The organism is Blastococcus aggregatus (genome assembly GCF_900221005.1).
In the GTDB taxonomy this organism is placed as follows: domain Bacteria; phylum Actinomycetota; class Actinomycetes; order Mycobacteriales; family Geodermatophilaceae; genus Blastococcus; species Blastococcus aggregatus.
Map to the genome: position 1 here is coordinate 1,121,578 of NZ_OBQI01000001.1, position 13,677 is coordinate 1,135,254.

The window sequence follows — 13,677 nt, forward strand, 5'->3', positions numbered from 1 at the left end:
CGATGCGCACCGTCGTGCTCACCCAGCTCCGCACCCACGCGGCGAGGCTGATCGCCTCCACCCTGGCCGTCGTCATCGCCGTGGCCTTCGTCGTCGCCACCCTCGTCCTCAACGAGACCTCCCGCAGCACCGTGCTCGAGACCGTCGGCGCCCGGTACGTGGCCGCCGCCGCCGTCGTCAGCGCTCCCTACGACCGGCCCTTCACCGACGACGACGTCACCGCGCTCGCCGGCGTCGGCTCCGTCGGCGCCGTCGCCCCCTCCTACGAGACCGGTGTGCAGGCGTCGGTGCCCGGGCGCTCCGGATCCCAGTACCTGATGGTCGAGTCGGTGGCCGACGCCCCGCAGCTGCGCTGGCAGGAGCTCACCACCGGCCGGCTCCCGCAGGGCACCGGCGAGGTCGCCGTCAGCGACCGTGCCCGCGCCGAGGTCGGCGACGTCCTCACCGTCTCGAGCTACGACGACGAGGGCGAGGAGACGACGGCGGAGGCGACCGTCACCGGCATCGTCGACCTGCGCGGCGACCCCGAGGCCGGGCTCTACGGCCGCGGCTTCGTCACCGAGGACCAGGCGCGGGCCTGGCAGGCGCCGGAGCCGCTCGAGGTGCGGATCGCCGCCGGCCCCGGCTTCTCGGCCGACCAGGTCCGCGCGGACCTCGCCGCCGCGGCACCCGCCGAGGCGGTGGTGCGCAGCGGCGAGGAGCAGGCCGAGAAGGCCGCCGCCGCGATGATGGGTGACAGCACCGCGCTGGCCGGCGTGCTGCTGGTGTTCGGCACCGTGGCGGTCGTCGTCGCCGGGCTGGTCATCGCCAACACCTTCGCCGTCCTGCTCGCCCAGCGGACCCGCGAGCTGGCCCTGCTGCGCTGCGTCGGCGCCACGGCCCGGCAGGTCCGCCGCAGCGTCCTGGGCGAGGCGCTGGCCACGGGGCTGGTCGCCTCCGCTCTGGGGGTCGCCCTCGGCATCGGCCTGGCCGCCGGCGTCTCGGCGCTCGTCGGCAGCAACTCCGCCATCCCGCTGTCCGGCGTGGCCGTCCCGCTCTACGCGGTGCTCGCCGGGCTGGGCGTCGGCACCGTCGTGACCGTGCTGGCCGCCTTCGCTCCGGCGCGGGCCGCGACGAAGGTGGCCCCCCTGGCCGCGCTGCGGCCGGTGGACACCGCTCCGCTGCGGTCACGCCCCGGTGTGCTGCGCCTGGTCCTGGGGCTGCTGATGGTCGTCCCGGGCGTGCTGCTGCTGGCCGCCGGTGTGCTCACGGCGTCGGTGTACGTGGGGCTGCTCGGCGGGGTGCTCAGCTTCCTCGGCGTCGTCCTGCTCGCCCAGCGGGCGATCCCCCCGGTCGTGGCGGCCGCGGGCCGGCTGGCCGGCCGGTTCGGCGGGGTGCCGGCCCGGCTGGCGGCGGGCAACGCGACCCGCAACCCCCGCCGGACGGCGGCCACGGCCACCGCCCTGCTCATCGGCGTGACGCTGACCAGCGCCTTCGTCGTCGGCGCGGCCTCGACCAAGGCCACGGCGCAGGCCGGCCTGGAGGCGGAGTTCCCCACCGACGTCCTGGTGCGGAGCTACGACGCCGATCTGCCGGCCTCGCTGAACCGGACGCTGCTGGACGTCGACGGCGTGCAGCGCACGGCGGGGGTGATCGGCGGGGACGTCACCGGGCCCGACGGCGAGCCGGCGTACGTGGAGGCCGTCGACCCCGCGGAGGCCGGGGCCGTGCTCCGGTCCACGGACAAGATCGACCTGCCCTCGACGGGCGTGGCCGTGCTGCCGGAGTGGGCGGCCGAGACCTGGTCGGTGCAGGACGGCGCACCCGTGACCTTCACCGCCGACGGCCGGACGGTGACCCTGCAGGCGAAGGTGACCGGCTTCGAGCAGGGGGTGCTGGTGGAGCCGGACGCGCTCCGCTCCCTCCTCCCCGACGCCGGCACCTCCCAGCTGTGGCTGCTGCTCGACGACGGCGACCCCGACGGGCAGGTGTCCACCGTGGACGCCGTCACCGACGCGGTGGCGGAGGCGGACCCCGAGGCGCAGGTCACCGGCGTGGTCACCCAGCGGGACCAGCTCAACGAGGTGCTCGACATCCTGCTGCTGGTCGTCACCGGGCTGCTGGGCGTGGCCGTGGTCATCGCGCTCATCGGCGTGGGCAACACGCTCGCGCTGTCGGTGGTGGAGCGGCGGCAGGAGAACGGCCTGCTGCGCGCGCTCGGCCTCACCCGCGGGCAGTTGCGCGGGCTGCTCGCCTGGGAGGCGGTGCTGGTGGCCGGCGTCGCCGCGGTGCTCGGCGTGCTGATCGGTGGCGCCTACGGGCTGACCGGCGTCGCGTCGGTGCTCGGCAACCAGGGCGAGATCGTGCTCGACGTCCCGTGGCTGCAGGTGGCCGCGATCGTCGTCGTCGCCACGCTGGCCGGGCTGCTCGCCTCCGTGCTGCCCGCCCGCCGGGCCGCCCGCACCTCCCCGGTGGCCGCCATCGCCGCCTGATCACCTCCCCCGGGGGCAGAATTGGCCATTTCTGCCCCTGGGGGACGTGTGACGTTCCACGGGAAACCTTCGGCGGCGTCGGCGGGGCTGGGACACTCGGGGACGTGCCATCCCTCCGCCGCCGTGCCGCCGTCACCGCCACCGTCCTCGCCGGACCGGTGGGCTGGCTGACCGCCGCCGCCTGGGGCCTGCCGACGGCGCTGGGCGCGCACCGCCGCCGGCTGCGGCCGGTCGTCGCCGGATCGCCGCACTTCTCCGACGGCACCTTCTCCAACACGCTGCCCACGCCCGCGCTCGCCCCGGCCAACACCCGCGACGGCCTGCTGCGGCAGTGGCACGAGGAGCGGCACGTCGGCCTGCCGGGTGGGCCCATCCCGCTGGCGCGGCCCGAGTTCACGGCCGAGGCCGCCGAGCTCGCGGTCACCTGGTTCGGGCACGCCAGCGCACTGCTGGAGGTCGACGGCCGGCGGGTGCTGGTCGATCCGGTGTGGGGGTACCGCGTCTCGCCGTCGCCGGTGTTCGGGCCGACCCGGCTGCACGAGCCGCCGATGCCGATCGAGGACCTCCCCCCGGTCGACGCCGTCCTCATCTCGCACGACCACTACGACCACCTCGACCTGCCGACGGTCCGGGCGCTGCTGGCCACGCAGACCGCGCCGTTCGTCGTCCCCCTGGGCATCGGCGAGCACCTGCGCAAGTGGCGCGTGCCCGAGGAGCGCATCGTCGAGCTGGACTGGGACGGCGTGCACGAGGTCGCCGGGCTGACGCTCACCTGCACCGAGGCGCGGCACTTCTCCGGTCGCTACCTGCACCGCAACACCACCCTGTGGGCGTCGTGGGCGATCGCGGGACCGGCGCACCGCGTCTACTTCGGCGGCGACACCGGCTACACGCCCGCGTTCGCCGCGATCGGCGCCCGGCTCGGCCCGTTCGACCTGACGCTGCTGCCGATCGGCGCCTACAACGACGCCTGGCACGCCATCCACATGGACCCCGAGGAGGCCGTCCGCGCGCACGGCGACCTCGGCGGCGCCGTGCTGCTGCCGATCCACTGGGCCACCTTCAACCTGGCGTTCCACCGCTGGGCCGAGCCGGTGCAGCGGCTCCTGGCCGCCGCGCGGCCCCGCGACGTCGCCGTCGTCGTCCCGCGGCCGGGTGAGCGGATCGACGTCCTGACTCCCCCCGCGCTGGACGACTGGTGGACGGCGGTCGGTTCGGCCGCCGACACCCCGGAGGACGAGGGCTCCGCCGGGGTCGGCAGCTCGGTGCTCGCCCGCACGCTGACCCGGCTGACCGCCCTGCTGCCGGGCTAGGGGCTCAGCGCAGCAGTTTGGACATCCGCCGGTCGGCGAGCGGCTTGCCACCGGTCTGGCAGGTCGGGCAGTACTGCAGCGAGGTGTCGGCGAAGCTGACCTCGCGCACCGTGTCGCCGCAGACCGGGCAGGGCAGGCCGGTGCGGGCGTGCACCTGCAGCCCGGAGCGCTTCTCGCCCTTCATCGTCGCCGCGCGCTGACCCACCTGGCGCTCGAGCGCGTCGGTCAGCGTGCCGCGGACGGCCTCGAAGAGACGGACCAGTTCGTCGTCCTTGAGCTTGTCGGCGCCCTTGAACGGCGAGAGCCGGGCCGCGTGCAGGATCTCGTCGGAGTAGGCGTTGCCGATGCCGGCGAGCAGCGTCTGGTCGGTGAGCGCGCCCTTGAGCTGGCCCGAGCGGCCCTTCATCAGCGCGGCGAAGGCCTCCAGGTCCACCTCGAGGGCGTCGGGACCCAGCCGCGCGATGCCCGGCACCTCCGCCGGCGAGCGCACCACGTAGATCGCCAGACCCTTGCGCGTGCCCTGCTCGGTGAGGTCGAAGCCGTTCCCGTCATCCAGATGGACGCGCAGCGCGAGCGGGCCCTTGCCCGGCTTGGGCGGCGCGGTCGGCAGGTTCTCCCGCCAGTGCAGCCACCCGGCGCGGGCCAGGTGGACGACGAGGTGCAGGCCGGAGACGTCGAGGTCGAGGAACTTGCCGTGCCGGCCGGCGCCGGTGATCTCCAGGCCGCCGAGCGCGGACAGCGGCGGGTCGAAGGTCTTGATCGCCTGCACGGCGGCGAGGTCGGCGCGGGTGAGCACCCGCCCCACCGCGTCGGCGCGCAGGAAGGCGGCCAGCGCCTCCACCTCGGGCAACTCGGGCATCGTGACATTGTCGTCCTCCGGACTCCGACCGCGACCAGGAGCCGTCCCCATCTGGGTGAAGCCGCTGCGTCGCGCCTGCGCGGGACCCTCCGGCCCCACTCGGCACGACCTGCCAGTTCCGCGTGCCATGCGCTGTGCCCCCTCCTACGCTCGACCGGTGCCCACGTCGCTGCTCTGGTTCCGGCGCGACCTACGGCTGCACGACCACCCCGCACTGCTGGCCGCCCGAGATGCGGCCGGCCCGGACGGTGACGTCGTCCCGGTGTTCGTGTTCGACGACCGGCTCTGGGGCCCCTCGGGCGAGCCCCGCCGCCGCTTCCTGCTCGACTGCCTGACCGCCCTGGACGCCGACCTCGACGGGGCGCTGGTGCTGCGGTCCGGCGACCCGGCACGGGTGATCCCGCAACTCGCCCGCGAGGTGGGCGCGACCACCGTGCACGTCAGCGCCGACACCGGGCCCTACGGCCGGCAGCGCGACGCCGCGGTCGAGCGCGCGCTGGACGACGTCCCCCTGGTGCGCACCGGCTCCCCTTACCTGGTCACCCCCGGCCGGGTCACCACCCGCACCGGCACGCCGTTCCAGGTGTTCTCGCCCTTCGCCCGGGCCTGGCGCGAGCACGGCTGGCGCGCCCCGGCCGGTGCGCCCGACGGCGTCCGCTGGCGCACCGGCGTCCGGTCCGACGACCCGCCCCCGGCACCCGAGGTCCTCGCCGACCTGCCGCCGGCCGGCGAGCGGGCCGCGCTCGAGGCGTGGGAGCGGTTCCGCGACGAGCGGCTGACCGGCTACGCCGAGGGCCGCAACCTGCCCGGCACGGCCGGGACCAGCCGCATGTCGGCCTACCTGAAGTACGGCTGCATCCACCCGCGCACGCTGGTCGCGGACCTGGCCGGCGAGGAGGGCGAGTCGGCCCGCCGCTACACCGACGAGCTGGCCTGGCGGGACTTCTACGCCGACGTGCTCTGGCACCGGCCCGGGTCGGCGCGCGAGTACCTCAAGCCGGAGCTGCAGGGGATGGGCTACGACAGCGGGCCCGAGGCCGAGGCGCTGGTGCGCGCCTGGCAGACCGGACGCACCGGCTTCCCGATCGTCGACGCCGGCATGCGCCAGCTGCTCGGCGAGGCCTACGTGCACAACCGGGTGCGGATGATCGTCGCCTCCTTCCTGGTGAAGGACCTGCACCAGGAGTGGACCCTCGGTGCCCGGTGGTTCATGCAGCACCTGGTCGACGGCGACCTGGCCAGCAACAACCACGGCTGGCAGTGGGTCGCGGGCACGGGCACCGACGCCTCGCCGTACTACCGGGTCTTCAACCCGATCACGCAGGGGAAGAAGTTCGACCCGGACGGCGCCTACGTGCAACGCTGGGTGCCGGAGCTGCGCGACCTCGACCCGAAGCACGTGCACGAACCGTGGACCGCACCCGGCGGCATCCCGGCCGGCTATCCCGAGCCGGTCGTCGACCACGCGCACGAGCGCCAGGTCTCCCTCGACCGCTACGCGGCCGTCCGCGCGCGCTGAGTCAGGCGCCGCGCAGTCGCGGCGCCGCAGCGGCCGCGTCCCGGACCGTCGAGGGGTCGGCGGCCAGCGTCCGCCCCCACCCGACCAGCCCGGCGACGTCGATCCCGTGCGGCGGCGTGTCGGCGTACGGGACGACGTTGCCGACGCCCCGCTCCAGCAGCGTGACCGCACCCCGTGCGTTGCCTCGGGCGGCGTGGGTGAGGCCGACGGCGAGCTGGGCCAGGCCGCGCCACAGCTGCCGCTCCTCCGGCACCGAGGACTTCCACGCGTCCTCGAGCACCTCGTGCGCGTGGAACGGGCGGCCCGCGTCCAGCAGCGCCTGCGCCTCGGCCAGCGCGACCAGGGGCGCGCGGACGATCCCCTCCGGCGCGCGGGGCTCACCGACCGCGTCGTGCGGCAGCGGCCGGCCGAGCGCGTCGCGGGGCCGTGCGTTGCGGGCCCGGCCCTCGTCGTCCCGGTCGCGCGTGGTCACGGGCCCATCCTGCACCCGATGAGGCGACCGAAAGAAGTTCTGTTTTCAACTGCATCCGTACCGGGAGCCGCCCAGGAAGGAGTGGATGACAGGCACCACCCCCCTCTGGAAGGACGATCCATGAGCACCCTGCGCACCCTCGGCAGCGCCGCCGGCGCGGCTGCCGTCGTCGGCGGTCTGGTCCTCGTCGCCACCCCGGCGACCGCGGCCGAGACCGCCACCGTCTCGGTCCTGCACGGCATCCCGAACACGCCGGTCGACGTCTACGCCAACGGCGAGCGCCTGATCGACGACTTCCAGCCCGGCACGCTGACCGACGCGCTGACCCTCCCCGCGGGCGCCTACGACCTGGCGATCTTCCCGGCCGACGCCGCCGACGGCTCCGGTGAGCCGCTGCTCAAGGCCGACGACGTCGCCGTCCCGGCCGGCGCCAACGCCACCGTGGTCGCGCACCTCAAGGAGGACGGCACCCCGACGCTGACGCCGTTCGTCAACGACACCTCCGCCGTCCCGGCCGGCCAGGCCCGCGTGACCGTGCGCCACACCGCCGCGGCCCCCGCCGTCGACGTGCGCGCCGGTGGCACCCCGGTCGTCCAGGGGCTGACCAACCCCGACGAGGCGACGCTGACCGTGCCGGCCAGCACGATCACCGCCGACGTCACCCTCGCGGGCACCGACACCGTCGCGATCGGCCCGGCCGACCTGACCCTGGCCGAGGGCACCTCGACCATCGTCTACGCCTGGGGCAACGGTGAGGCCGGCTACGACCTCGCCGTCCAGACGATCAGCGGCATGCACTCCATGCCCGCCGGCGTCCCCGGTGGCTCGGCCGGCCTGGCCGACGACAGCTCCTCGCTGCCGATGGTCGCCGCGCTCTCCGTCGCCGGCCTCGCCGTCGCCGGTGCCGGTGCCGCCCGCGTCGCCCGCAACCGCGGCTGACCGGACCAGTTCCGTGCGACCCGCCGCCGCCTCCGCCGTCCTGGGCCTCGCCCTGGCCGTCGGCGCCCCGACCGCCTGGGCGCTGACCCGGCCGGAGCCGGCGGCGGGCATCCCGGTGGAGCAGGCTCTCCCCGCGCCGGCCGCCCCGGCCGGCGCGGGGGACCTGCCCACCCTCCCGACCGTCACCGCCCGGGACGCCGCCCCCGCGGCGGCCCAGGCCGCCCCCGCACCGGCCCGCATCAGCGTGCCGGCGTGGGGCGTGGACGCCCCCGTCGACGCCGTCGGCATCGCCGCCGACGGTCAGATGGAGCTCCCCGAGGACGTCTCCCGCGTCGGCTGGTACCGGTTCGGGCCGACCCCCGGCGCCGACGGCTCGGCCGTGCTGGCCGGCCACGTCGACGACCGCGAGCAGGGCCCCGGCGCCCTGTTCCCGCTGACGGACGCCGCGGTGGGTGACGAGGTGACCGTCACCGACGCCGCTGGGACCGCGACGCGCTGGCGGGTGGTCTCCCGCGAGGTGATCACCAAGCAGGCGCTGCCGCTGGACCGGCTGTTCGCCCGCGACGGCGCCCCACGGCTCACCCTGATCACCTGCGGCGGGCCGTTCCTGCCCGAGTTCCGCAGTTATCGCGACAACGTCGTCGTGGTCGCGGAGCCGGCGCCGTGAGCGGGGCGCTGGCCCTGCGCAGCCCGATCCTGGGTAGCGTTCGGGGCGTGGATCACGTACCGGGGACGCGCAGCGGCGTCGATCCGGACGACGCCGAGGTCGGCCGGCGCTTCGCCGCCGGCGACGAGCAGGCGCTCGCCTGGGCCTACGAACGCTGGGCGGGGCAGGTGCACGGCATGGCGGTGCGGGCCTTCGGTCCGGGGCCGGACGCCGAGGACGTGACCCAGCAGGTGTTCGTCGCCGCCTGGACCGGCCGCGCGCGGTTCCGCCCCGACGACTCGCCGCTGCCGGCCTGGCTGGTGGGCATCTGCCGGCACAAGATCGCCGACGCCTGGGCCCGCCGCGACAAGCACCGCCGCGAGGCGGAGGCCGCGATGACCGAGGCGCAGGCCCGGCCCGGCGGCCCGGTCACCGCCGGCGTCGACACCGCCGCGACCGACCGGGTGCTGCTGCTCGACGAGCTGGACCACCTGGGCCAGCCGCAGCGCGGCATCATCGAGCTCGCATTCTTCGAGGACCTCACCCACGCGCAGATCGCCGAACGCACCGGCCTGCCGCTGGGCACGATCAAGAGCCACATCCGGCGCACACTGGAGCGCCTGCGGACCCGGTTGGAGGTGGACGGTGCAGCACTGCACGCCTGAACAGCTCGCCCTCGCGGCACTGCAGGAGCCCCTGCCCGCGTCCGACGCCGCACACCTCGACGGGTGCGGCACCTGCCGCGCCGAGGTGGCCGCCCTGCGCCGCGCCCCCGACCTGCTCTCGGTCCCGCAGCTCGCCGCTCCCGGCGCCGCGGTCCCGCCCCCTCCGCGGGTGTGGGACGCCATAGCGGCGGCCACCGGCGTCACCGCCGTCCCCAGCCCGTCGGCCGAGCCGGCGCCCGCCCTGAGCTCGGTGCCCCCGCCCCCGGTGGAGCCGGACCACGGCGGCACCGTGGTGCCCTTCCGCTCCCGCCGGCGGCCCGTCCTGCTGGTGGCGGCCGCCGTCGTCGCCGGGGCCGTCGTCGGTGCCGGTGCGGTCGCGGTGGTGCAGTCCACCGGTGCGGACGGCGACGCGGTGACCACCGTGGCCCTCGCCCCGCTGCCCGACGCCGATGCCTCCGGGGTCGCCGACGTCGTCGTCCGTGGGGACGGGTCGCGCGTGCTCGAGCTCGAGCTCGACGCACCCGCGCTCGAGGGCAGCTACTACGAGGTCTGGCTGATCGACCGGGCCGTGGACGGCATGTTCCCGCTCGGCGTCGTCACCCCCGGGACCCAGACCGTCGAGCTGCCGGCCGGGCTGGACCTGGCCGAGTTCCCGCTGCTCGACGTCTCCGTGGAGCCGCTGGACGGCGATCCGACGCACTCGGGGGTCTCGGTGGCCCGGGGGGATCTCGACGCCTGACCGGGCGGCTCGCCTAGCGTTGCCCTCCGTGACGTCCTCGCCTCCCGGCCTCCTCCCGCACGACGACCTCGGCGCCGCCTGGCGCAAGGCGCGCCCCCGGCCCGCCGGGCGGCACCTGGACAGCGCGGCGAGCAGCCGGCAGAGCTCGCGGGCCCTGGAGGCAGCGGCGCACCACGCCCGGCACGAGGCGGAGCTCGGCGGGTACGTCGCCGCGCAGGCAGCGGAGAACCTCCTGCAGCAGGGCCGGTCGGTGATCGGCGGGTTGGTCGGCATGGCGGCCGCCGACGTCGCCTTCGTCGAGTCGGCGCAGGCCGCGCTCTCCGCCCTGCTCACCGGCTGGCGGTTGCCGGCCGGATCCCGGGTCGCCTGCCTGCCCGGGGAGTACGCGCCGAACATCGGGGCGCTCGGCGCCTACGGGCTGCGGCCCGAGCCGCTGCCGGTCGACGGCGCGGGCCGGGCCGACCTCGAGGGCGTGGAGCGGCTGCTGCGCACCGACCCGCCGCGGTTCGTGCACCTCGACCACGTCCCGAGCCATCGCGGGATCGTCCAGCCCGCCGCGGAGATCGCGGCCCTGTGCCGGGCGGCCGGGGTGCCGCTGGTGCTGGACGCCGCGCAGGCGCTGGGCCACGTGGACACCGACGTCGGGGCGGACGTCGTCTACGGGACCTCGCGGAAGTGGCTGGCCGGCCCGCGCGGCGTCGGCGTGCTGCTGGCCCGGCCGGCCATCACCGAAGAGCTCACGCCGGTGATGCCCGGCGGCGAGGACCTGCCGCCCATGCGTGCCTTCGAGAGCGCCGAGGGCCACATCGCCGGCCGGATCGGGCTGATCATGGCCGTCGGGGAGCACCTGGCCGCCGGGCCGGACCGGGCCCGGGAGCGGCTGACCGGGATCGGACGGGCGACCCGAGCACTCCTGGACGGCGCCGCGGGCTGGACGGTGATCGAGCCGGCCGACGAGCCCAGCGCCACCACCACCCTCACGCCGCCGGACGGCGTCGACGTCGTCGCCACGCGGGCACGGCTGCTCGGCGAACACGGCATCGTGGTCAGCGCTCTGGGGCGGGAGCGCGCTCCGGGTGAGATGGCCGGCCCGGTGCTGCGCGTCTCGCCGCACCTCGACGTGACGCTCGAGGATCTCGAGGCCCTCGCCGAGGCCCTGTAGCGGGGCCGATCAGTCCAACGGCTCCTCGTCGACCTGGACGTCGATCTTCGTGCTCTTGCCGACCGCGGTGACCGTCACGGTGACCCCGTACTCGACGGGGTCGTCGCCCGCGGTGAGGGTGCAGCGCGTGCTCGCCCCCTCCTCCTCGTCGAGACCCTCCGGGCAGGTGATGTCCGGCCGCGTGCCGACCTCCTTCTCGAGGGCGTCCTCCGCGGCATCGGCGACCTCCGCGTCCGAGAGGGAGCTGGTCCCCAGCGACACGGTGCCGCAGGCGGACAGCGTCGACACCGCACCCGCCATCAGGACGAGCAGCAGGCGACGGGACACGACGCTCCTTCGGGGAGTGGGACGGACCTGGCGACCCTAGCCGCAGACGCCGCCGCCGGACACGGCCCTTGCGCCCGGCACGCGGGTGCTCCTATGGTTCATTACATGAGTAATGAACCCAGGGACCGCACCCGCCCTGGAATCGGCCGGTGAACGAGGACGCCGGTCCCATCTTCCGCCAGGTCGCGGCGGAGATCGAGAACGCGATCGTCGACGGCTCCCTCGCCGAGGAGAGCCAGGCCCCCTCGTCCAACGAGCTGGCCGCATTCCACCGGATCAACCCCGCGACCGCGGCCAAGGGCCTGAACCAGCTGGTCGCCGACGGGGTCCTCACGAAGAGACGAGGAGTCGGGATGTTCGTGGCCACCGGCGCCCGCGAGCAGCTGCTCAAGCGGCGGCGCGGCGAGTTCGCCGACCAGTACGTCCGCCCCCTGATGACCGAGGCGCAGAAGCTCGGCATCTCCGCCGGCGAGCTCGCCGCCATGATCGACGACTGGACGAACCAGCGATGACCGCACCCCCCACGCCGGCGGTCGCCACCCTGCGCGACGTGACCATGCGCTTCCGCGAGCACACCGCCCTGGAGGGCGTGAGCACCGCCTTCGAGCAGAACACCATCACCGGACTGCTCGGCCGCAACGGCGCCGGCAAGACGACGCTGATGCAGCTGCTGTCGGGCCACCGGGTCCCCACCGCAGGGCGGGTGGAGGTGCTCGGCGCCGGCCCCTACGAGAACGACCGGGTCCTGCGCCACATCTGCTTCATCAAGGAGGGGCAGCGTTATCCCGACCACTTCCGCGTCCGGGACGCACTCGCCGCCGCAGCGATGGTCTTCCCCGGATGGGACGGCGACCTCGCCGCCGATCTGGTGGCCGACTTCGACCTGCCGGCCAAGCGGCCCGTCAACAAGCTGTCGCGCGGCATGAACTCGATGGTGGGCATCGTCATGGGCCTCGCATCGCGCGCACCGCTCACGCTGTTCGACGAGCCGTACCTGGGCCTGGACGCCGTCGCCCGGCAGATGTTCTACGACCGGCTGCTCGCCGACTACGCCGAGCACCCGCGCACGATCGTGCTCTCGACGCACCTGATCGAGGAGATCGCGAGCCTGCTCGAGCGGGTGCTCCTCATCGACCGCGGTCGGGTGCTGCTCGACGCGGACGCCGAGTCCCTGCGGGACAGCGCGGTGACGGTGACCGGCCCCGCGGAGACGGTGCAGACGTTCGCCCGGCAGCACGACCTCCTGCACACCGAGACCCTCGGCGGCTCCAGCCGGGCCGTCGTCCGCATCAGCGGGGCGACCGATCGTCGCGCGGCAGCCGCGCAGGGGCTGGCCGTGGAGCCAACCAACCTCCAGCAGCTCGTGGTCGCCATGACCCTGCAGACGCCCGCAGCGCGCGGGCAGCACCACCCCACCGGCCCGGCCGAACTCGAGGAGGTCTCCTCATGAACCGCGTCCTCCAGGCCGCGCGGCTGCACCTGATCCATCCGCTGGTGATCCTCGGCATCCCCTGGTTGGTCGTCAGCATCAGCTTCGCCATCAACGCGGCCGTCTGGCATCTCACCCCCGCCGGCGAGGACGACGGTGGGTTCACCGGCGGCATCCTGGCTCTCTACTTCACGGTGCTGGTGGTCTACGTGCAGGCGGTGACGCAACTCCTGCCCTTCGCCATGGGGACCAGCCTGAGCCGCCGCACCTTCTACCTGGGGACGGCGCTCGTCGCCGTCGTCCAGTCGCTGGTCTACGGCGTCGCCATCACGGCGCTCGTCGCGATCGAGAACGCGACCGACGGCTGGGGCGCCGGCATGCAGTACTGGGCCCCGGGCGTCTTCGAGGTCGACAACGCCGTCCTGCAGGTGCTCGCGTCGGGGGCGCCGATGCTGGCCTTCATGTCCGTCGGGATCGGCGTCGGCATCGTGCACAAGCGGTGGGGGCAGACCGGGACGTGGGGGCTGATCATCGGCTCGATGATCTTCTTCGGCGGCCTGGCCCTGCTGATCACGTGGCTGGAAGCCTGGCAGAGCGTCGGCGACTGGTTCGCCGACCAGTCCGTCGCCACCCTCACCATCGGCCTGCCCCTCGTGGTCGCGGTGGCGGTCGCGCTGGCCTCCTTCCCGGGCATCCGGCGCGTCGTCCCGTAGGACCCGGCAACGCACGCGAGCCCCCGTTCCGTCACCGTGACGGAACGGGGGCTCGCTCGTGCTCCGGGCATTACCGGGGGACAGGGGGATCGGGCAGGCCACGCGGCCGGCGATCCTCGACCCTTCCTCCGCAACCCAGCTCGCCCGCACCGAGACTTCAGGCCGGCGGCGGACTTTCTGCACCGGAAGTCCGGGGCCGGCGGCGGACTTTCTGCACCGGAAGTCCGGGGCCGGCGGCGGACTTTCTGCACCGGAAGTCCGGGATTCGGGCGAGGGCATCCGGACATGCCGACAGGGCCCCAGCACGGATGCTGGGGCCCTGTCGGGGAATGGTTGTCCGGCGGCGTCCTACTCTCCCACCCCGTCTCCAGGGCAGTACCATCGGCGCTGAAAGGCTTAGCTTCCGGGTTCGGAATGAGACCG

At 74.9% G+C, this 13,677-nt stretch carries 14 protein-coding genes and 1 rRNA gene; 11 read left to right on the forward strand and 4 right to left on the reverse strand.

Annotation, left to right across the window (positions count from 1 at the left end):
- Positions 1-2: 2 nt before the first annotated feature.
- Together CRP29_RS05585 and CRP29_RS05590 are read left to right on the forward strand one after the other, a co-directional pair.
- Positions 3-2,471, forward strand: coding sequence for an FtsX-like permease family protein (locus CRP29_RS05585; protein ID WP_097193967.1), 2,469 nt, complete (start codon positions 3-5; stop codon positions 2,469-2,471).
- A gap of 104 nt (positions 2,472-2,575) precedes the next feature.
- The gene (locus tag CRP29_RS05590; RefSeq protein WP_097193968.1) at positions 2,576-3,784 is read left to right on the forward strand and encodes an MBL fold metallo-hydrolase; all 1,209 of its coding nucleotides are present in this window, start codon (positions 2,576-2,578) and stop codon (positions 3,782-3,784) included.
- 4 nt (positions 3,785-3,788) lie between these two features.
- Here CRP29_RS05590 and CRP29_RS05595 read toward each other — a convergent pair whose 3' ends face one another.
- Positions 3,789-4,643 carry an Fpg/Nei family DNA glycosylase gene (locus CRP29_RS05595; protein ID WP_097193969.1) on the reverse strand — a complete coding sequence of 285 codons (855 nt, stop codon included), beginning with the start codon at positions 4,641-4,643 and terminating at the stop codon, positions 3,789-3,791.
- A gap of 157 nt (positions 4,644-4,800) precedes the next feature.
- Here CRP29_RS05595 and CRP29_RS05600 point away from each other — a divergent pair, with 157 nt between their 5' ends.
- Positions 4,801-6,162, forward strand: coding sequence for a cryptochrome/photolyase family protein (locus CRP29_RS05600; RefSeq protein WP_217991455.1), 1,362 nt, complete (start codon positions 4,801-4,803; stop codon positions 6,160-6,162).
- 1 nt (position 6,163) lies between these two features.
- On the opposite strand, the gene CRP29_RS05605 is transcribed toward CRP29_RS05600, so the two are convergent.
- Positions 6,164-6,634, reverse strand: a complete 471-nt coding sequence (locus CRP29_RS05605; protein WP_097193971.1) for a DUF309 domain-containing protein — start codon at positions 6,632-6,634, stop codon at positions 6,164-6,166.
- Between the two features lie 120 nt (positions 6,635-6,754).
- On the opposite strand from CRP29_RS05605, the gene CRP29_RS05610 reads away from it, so the two are divergent.
- Genes CRP29_RS05610 through egtE form a run of 5 tightly spaced genes read left to right on the forward strand, consistent with a single transcriptional unit; the run spans position 6,755 to position 10,785 of the window.
- The gene (locus tag CRP29_RS05610; protein WP_097193972.1) at positions 6,755-7,573 is read left to right on the forward strand and encodes a DUF4397 domain-containing protein; all 819 of its coding nucleotides are present in this window, start codon (positions 6,755-6,757) and stop codon (positions 7,571-7,573) included.
- A gap of 13 nt (positions 7,574-7,586) precedes the next feature.
- On the forward strand, positions 7,587-8,240 hold the full coding sequence (locus CRP29_RS05615; protein WP_097194140.1) for a class F sortase: 654 nt from the start codon (positions 7,587-7,589) through the stop codon (positions 8,238-8,240).
- A gap of 47 nt (positions 8,241-8,287) precedes the next feature.
- On the forward strand, positions 8,288-8,884 hold the full coding sequence (locus tag CRP29_RS05620) for an RNA polymerase sigma factor (RefSeq protein ID WP_245852482.1): 597 nt from the start codon (positions 8,288-8,290) through the stop codon (positions 8,882-8,884).
- Positions 8,865-9,623 (forward strand): anti-sigma factor, encoded by a 759-nt coding sequence (locus CRP29_RS05625; protein ID WP_097193974.1) that lies wholly within the window; start codon positions 8,865-8,867, stop codon positions 9,621-9,623. Before CRP29_RS05620 ends, CRP29_RS05625 begins: the two co-directional genes overlap by 20 nt.
- A gap of 28 nt (positions 9,624-9,651) precedes the next feature.
- Positions 9,652-10,785 carry an ergothioneine biosynthesis PLP-dependent enzyme EgtE gene (gene egtE / locus CRP29_RS05630; protein WP_097193975.1) on the forward strand — a complete coding sequence of 378 codons (1,134 nt, stop codon included), beginning with the start codon at positions 9,652-9,654 and terminating at the stop codon, positions 10,783-10,785.
- Between the two features lie 9 nt (positions 10,786-10,794).
- On the opposite strand, the gene CRP29_RS05635 is transcribed toward egtE, so the two are convergent.
- Positions 10,795-11,112, reverse strand: coding sequence for a DUF4333 domain-containing protein (locus tag CRP29_RS05635; RefSeq protein WP_217991456.1), 318 nt, complete (start codon positions 11,110-11,112; stop codon positions 10,795-10,797).
- A 149-nt stretch (positions 11,113-11,261) separates the two neighbouring features.
- Between CRP29_RS05635 and CRP29_RS05640 the strand changes: the two genes are divergently transcribed.
- The 3 genes from CRP29_RS05640 to CRP29_RS05650 are packed head-to-tail and all read left to right on the forward strand — an operon-like array spanning position 11,262 to position 13,254.
- On the forward strand, positions 11,262-11,624 hold the full coding sequence (locus CRP29_RS05640; RefSeq protein ID WP_097193976.1) for a GntR family transcriptional regulator: 363 nt from the start codon (positions 11,262-11,264) through the stop codon (positions 11,622-11,624).
- Positions 11,621-12,562: an ABC transporter ATP-binding protein gene (locus CRP29_RS05645; protein WP_097193977.1), complete on the forward strand. Its 942-nt coding sequence runs from the start codon at positions 11,621-11,623 to the stop codon at positions 12,560-12,562. The genes CRP29_RS05640 and CRP29_RS05645 overlap by 4 nt, the downstream gene beginning before the upstream one ends.
- Positions 12,559-13,254, forward strand: coding sequence for a hypothetical protein (locus tag CRP29_RS05650; protein ID WP_097193978.1), 696 nt, complete (start codon positions 12,559-12,561; stop codon positions 13,252-13,254). Before CRP29_RS05645 ends, CRP29_RS05650 begins: the two co-directional genes overlap by 4 nt.
- Positions 13,255-13,589: 335 nt before the next feature.
- On the opposite strand, the gene rrf is transcribed toward CRP29_RS05650, so the two are convergent.
- Positions 13,590-13,677: ribosomal RNA gene (gene rrf / locus CRP29_RS05655) — 5S ribosomal RNA — on the reverse strand; the annotation flags it as partial.

Bases quoted from the DNA above. Each gene is read 5' to 3' on its own strand.
- CRP29_RS05585 (WP_097193967.1), top strand. From the start codon at position 3: ATGCGCACCGTCGTGCTCACCCAGCTCCGCACCCACGCGGCGAGGCTG.
- CRP29_RS05595 (WP_097193969.1), bottom strand. From the start codon at position 4,643: ATGCCCGAGTTGCCCGAGGTGGAGGCGCTGGCCGCCTTCCTGCGCGCC.
- CRP29_RS05610 (WP_097193972.1), top strand. From the start codon at position 6,755: ATGAGCACCCTGCGCACCCTCGGCAGCGCCGCCGGCGCGGCTGCCGTC.
- CRP29_RS05645 (WP_097193977.1), top strand. From the start codon at position 11,621: ATGACCGCACCCCCCACGCCGGCGGTCGCCACCCTGCGCGACGTGACC.
- CRP29_RS05650 (WP_097193978.1), top strand. From the start codon at position 12,559: ATGAACCGCGTCCTCCAGGCCGCGCGGCTGCACCTGATCCATCCGCTG.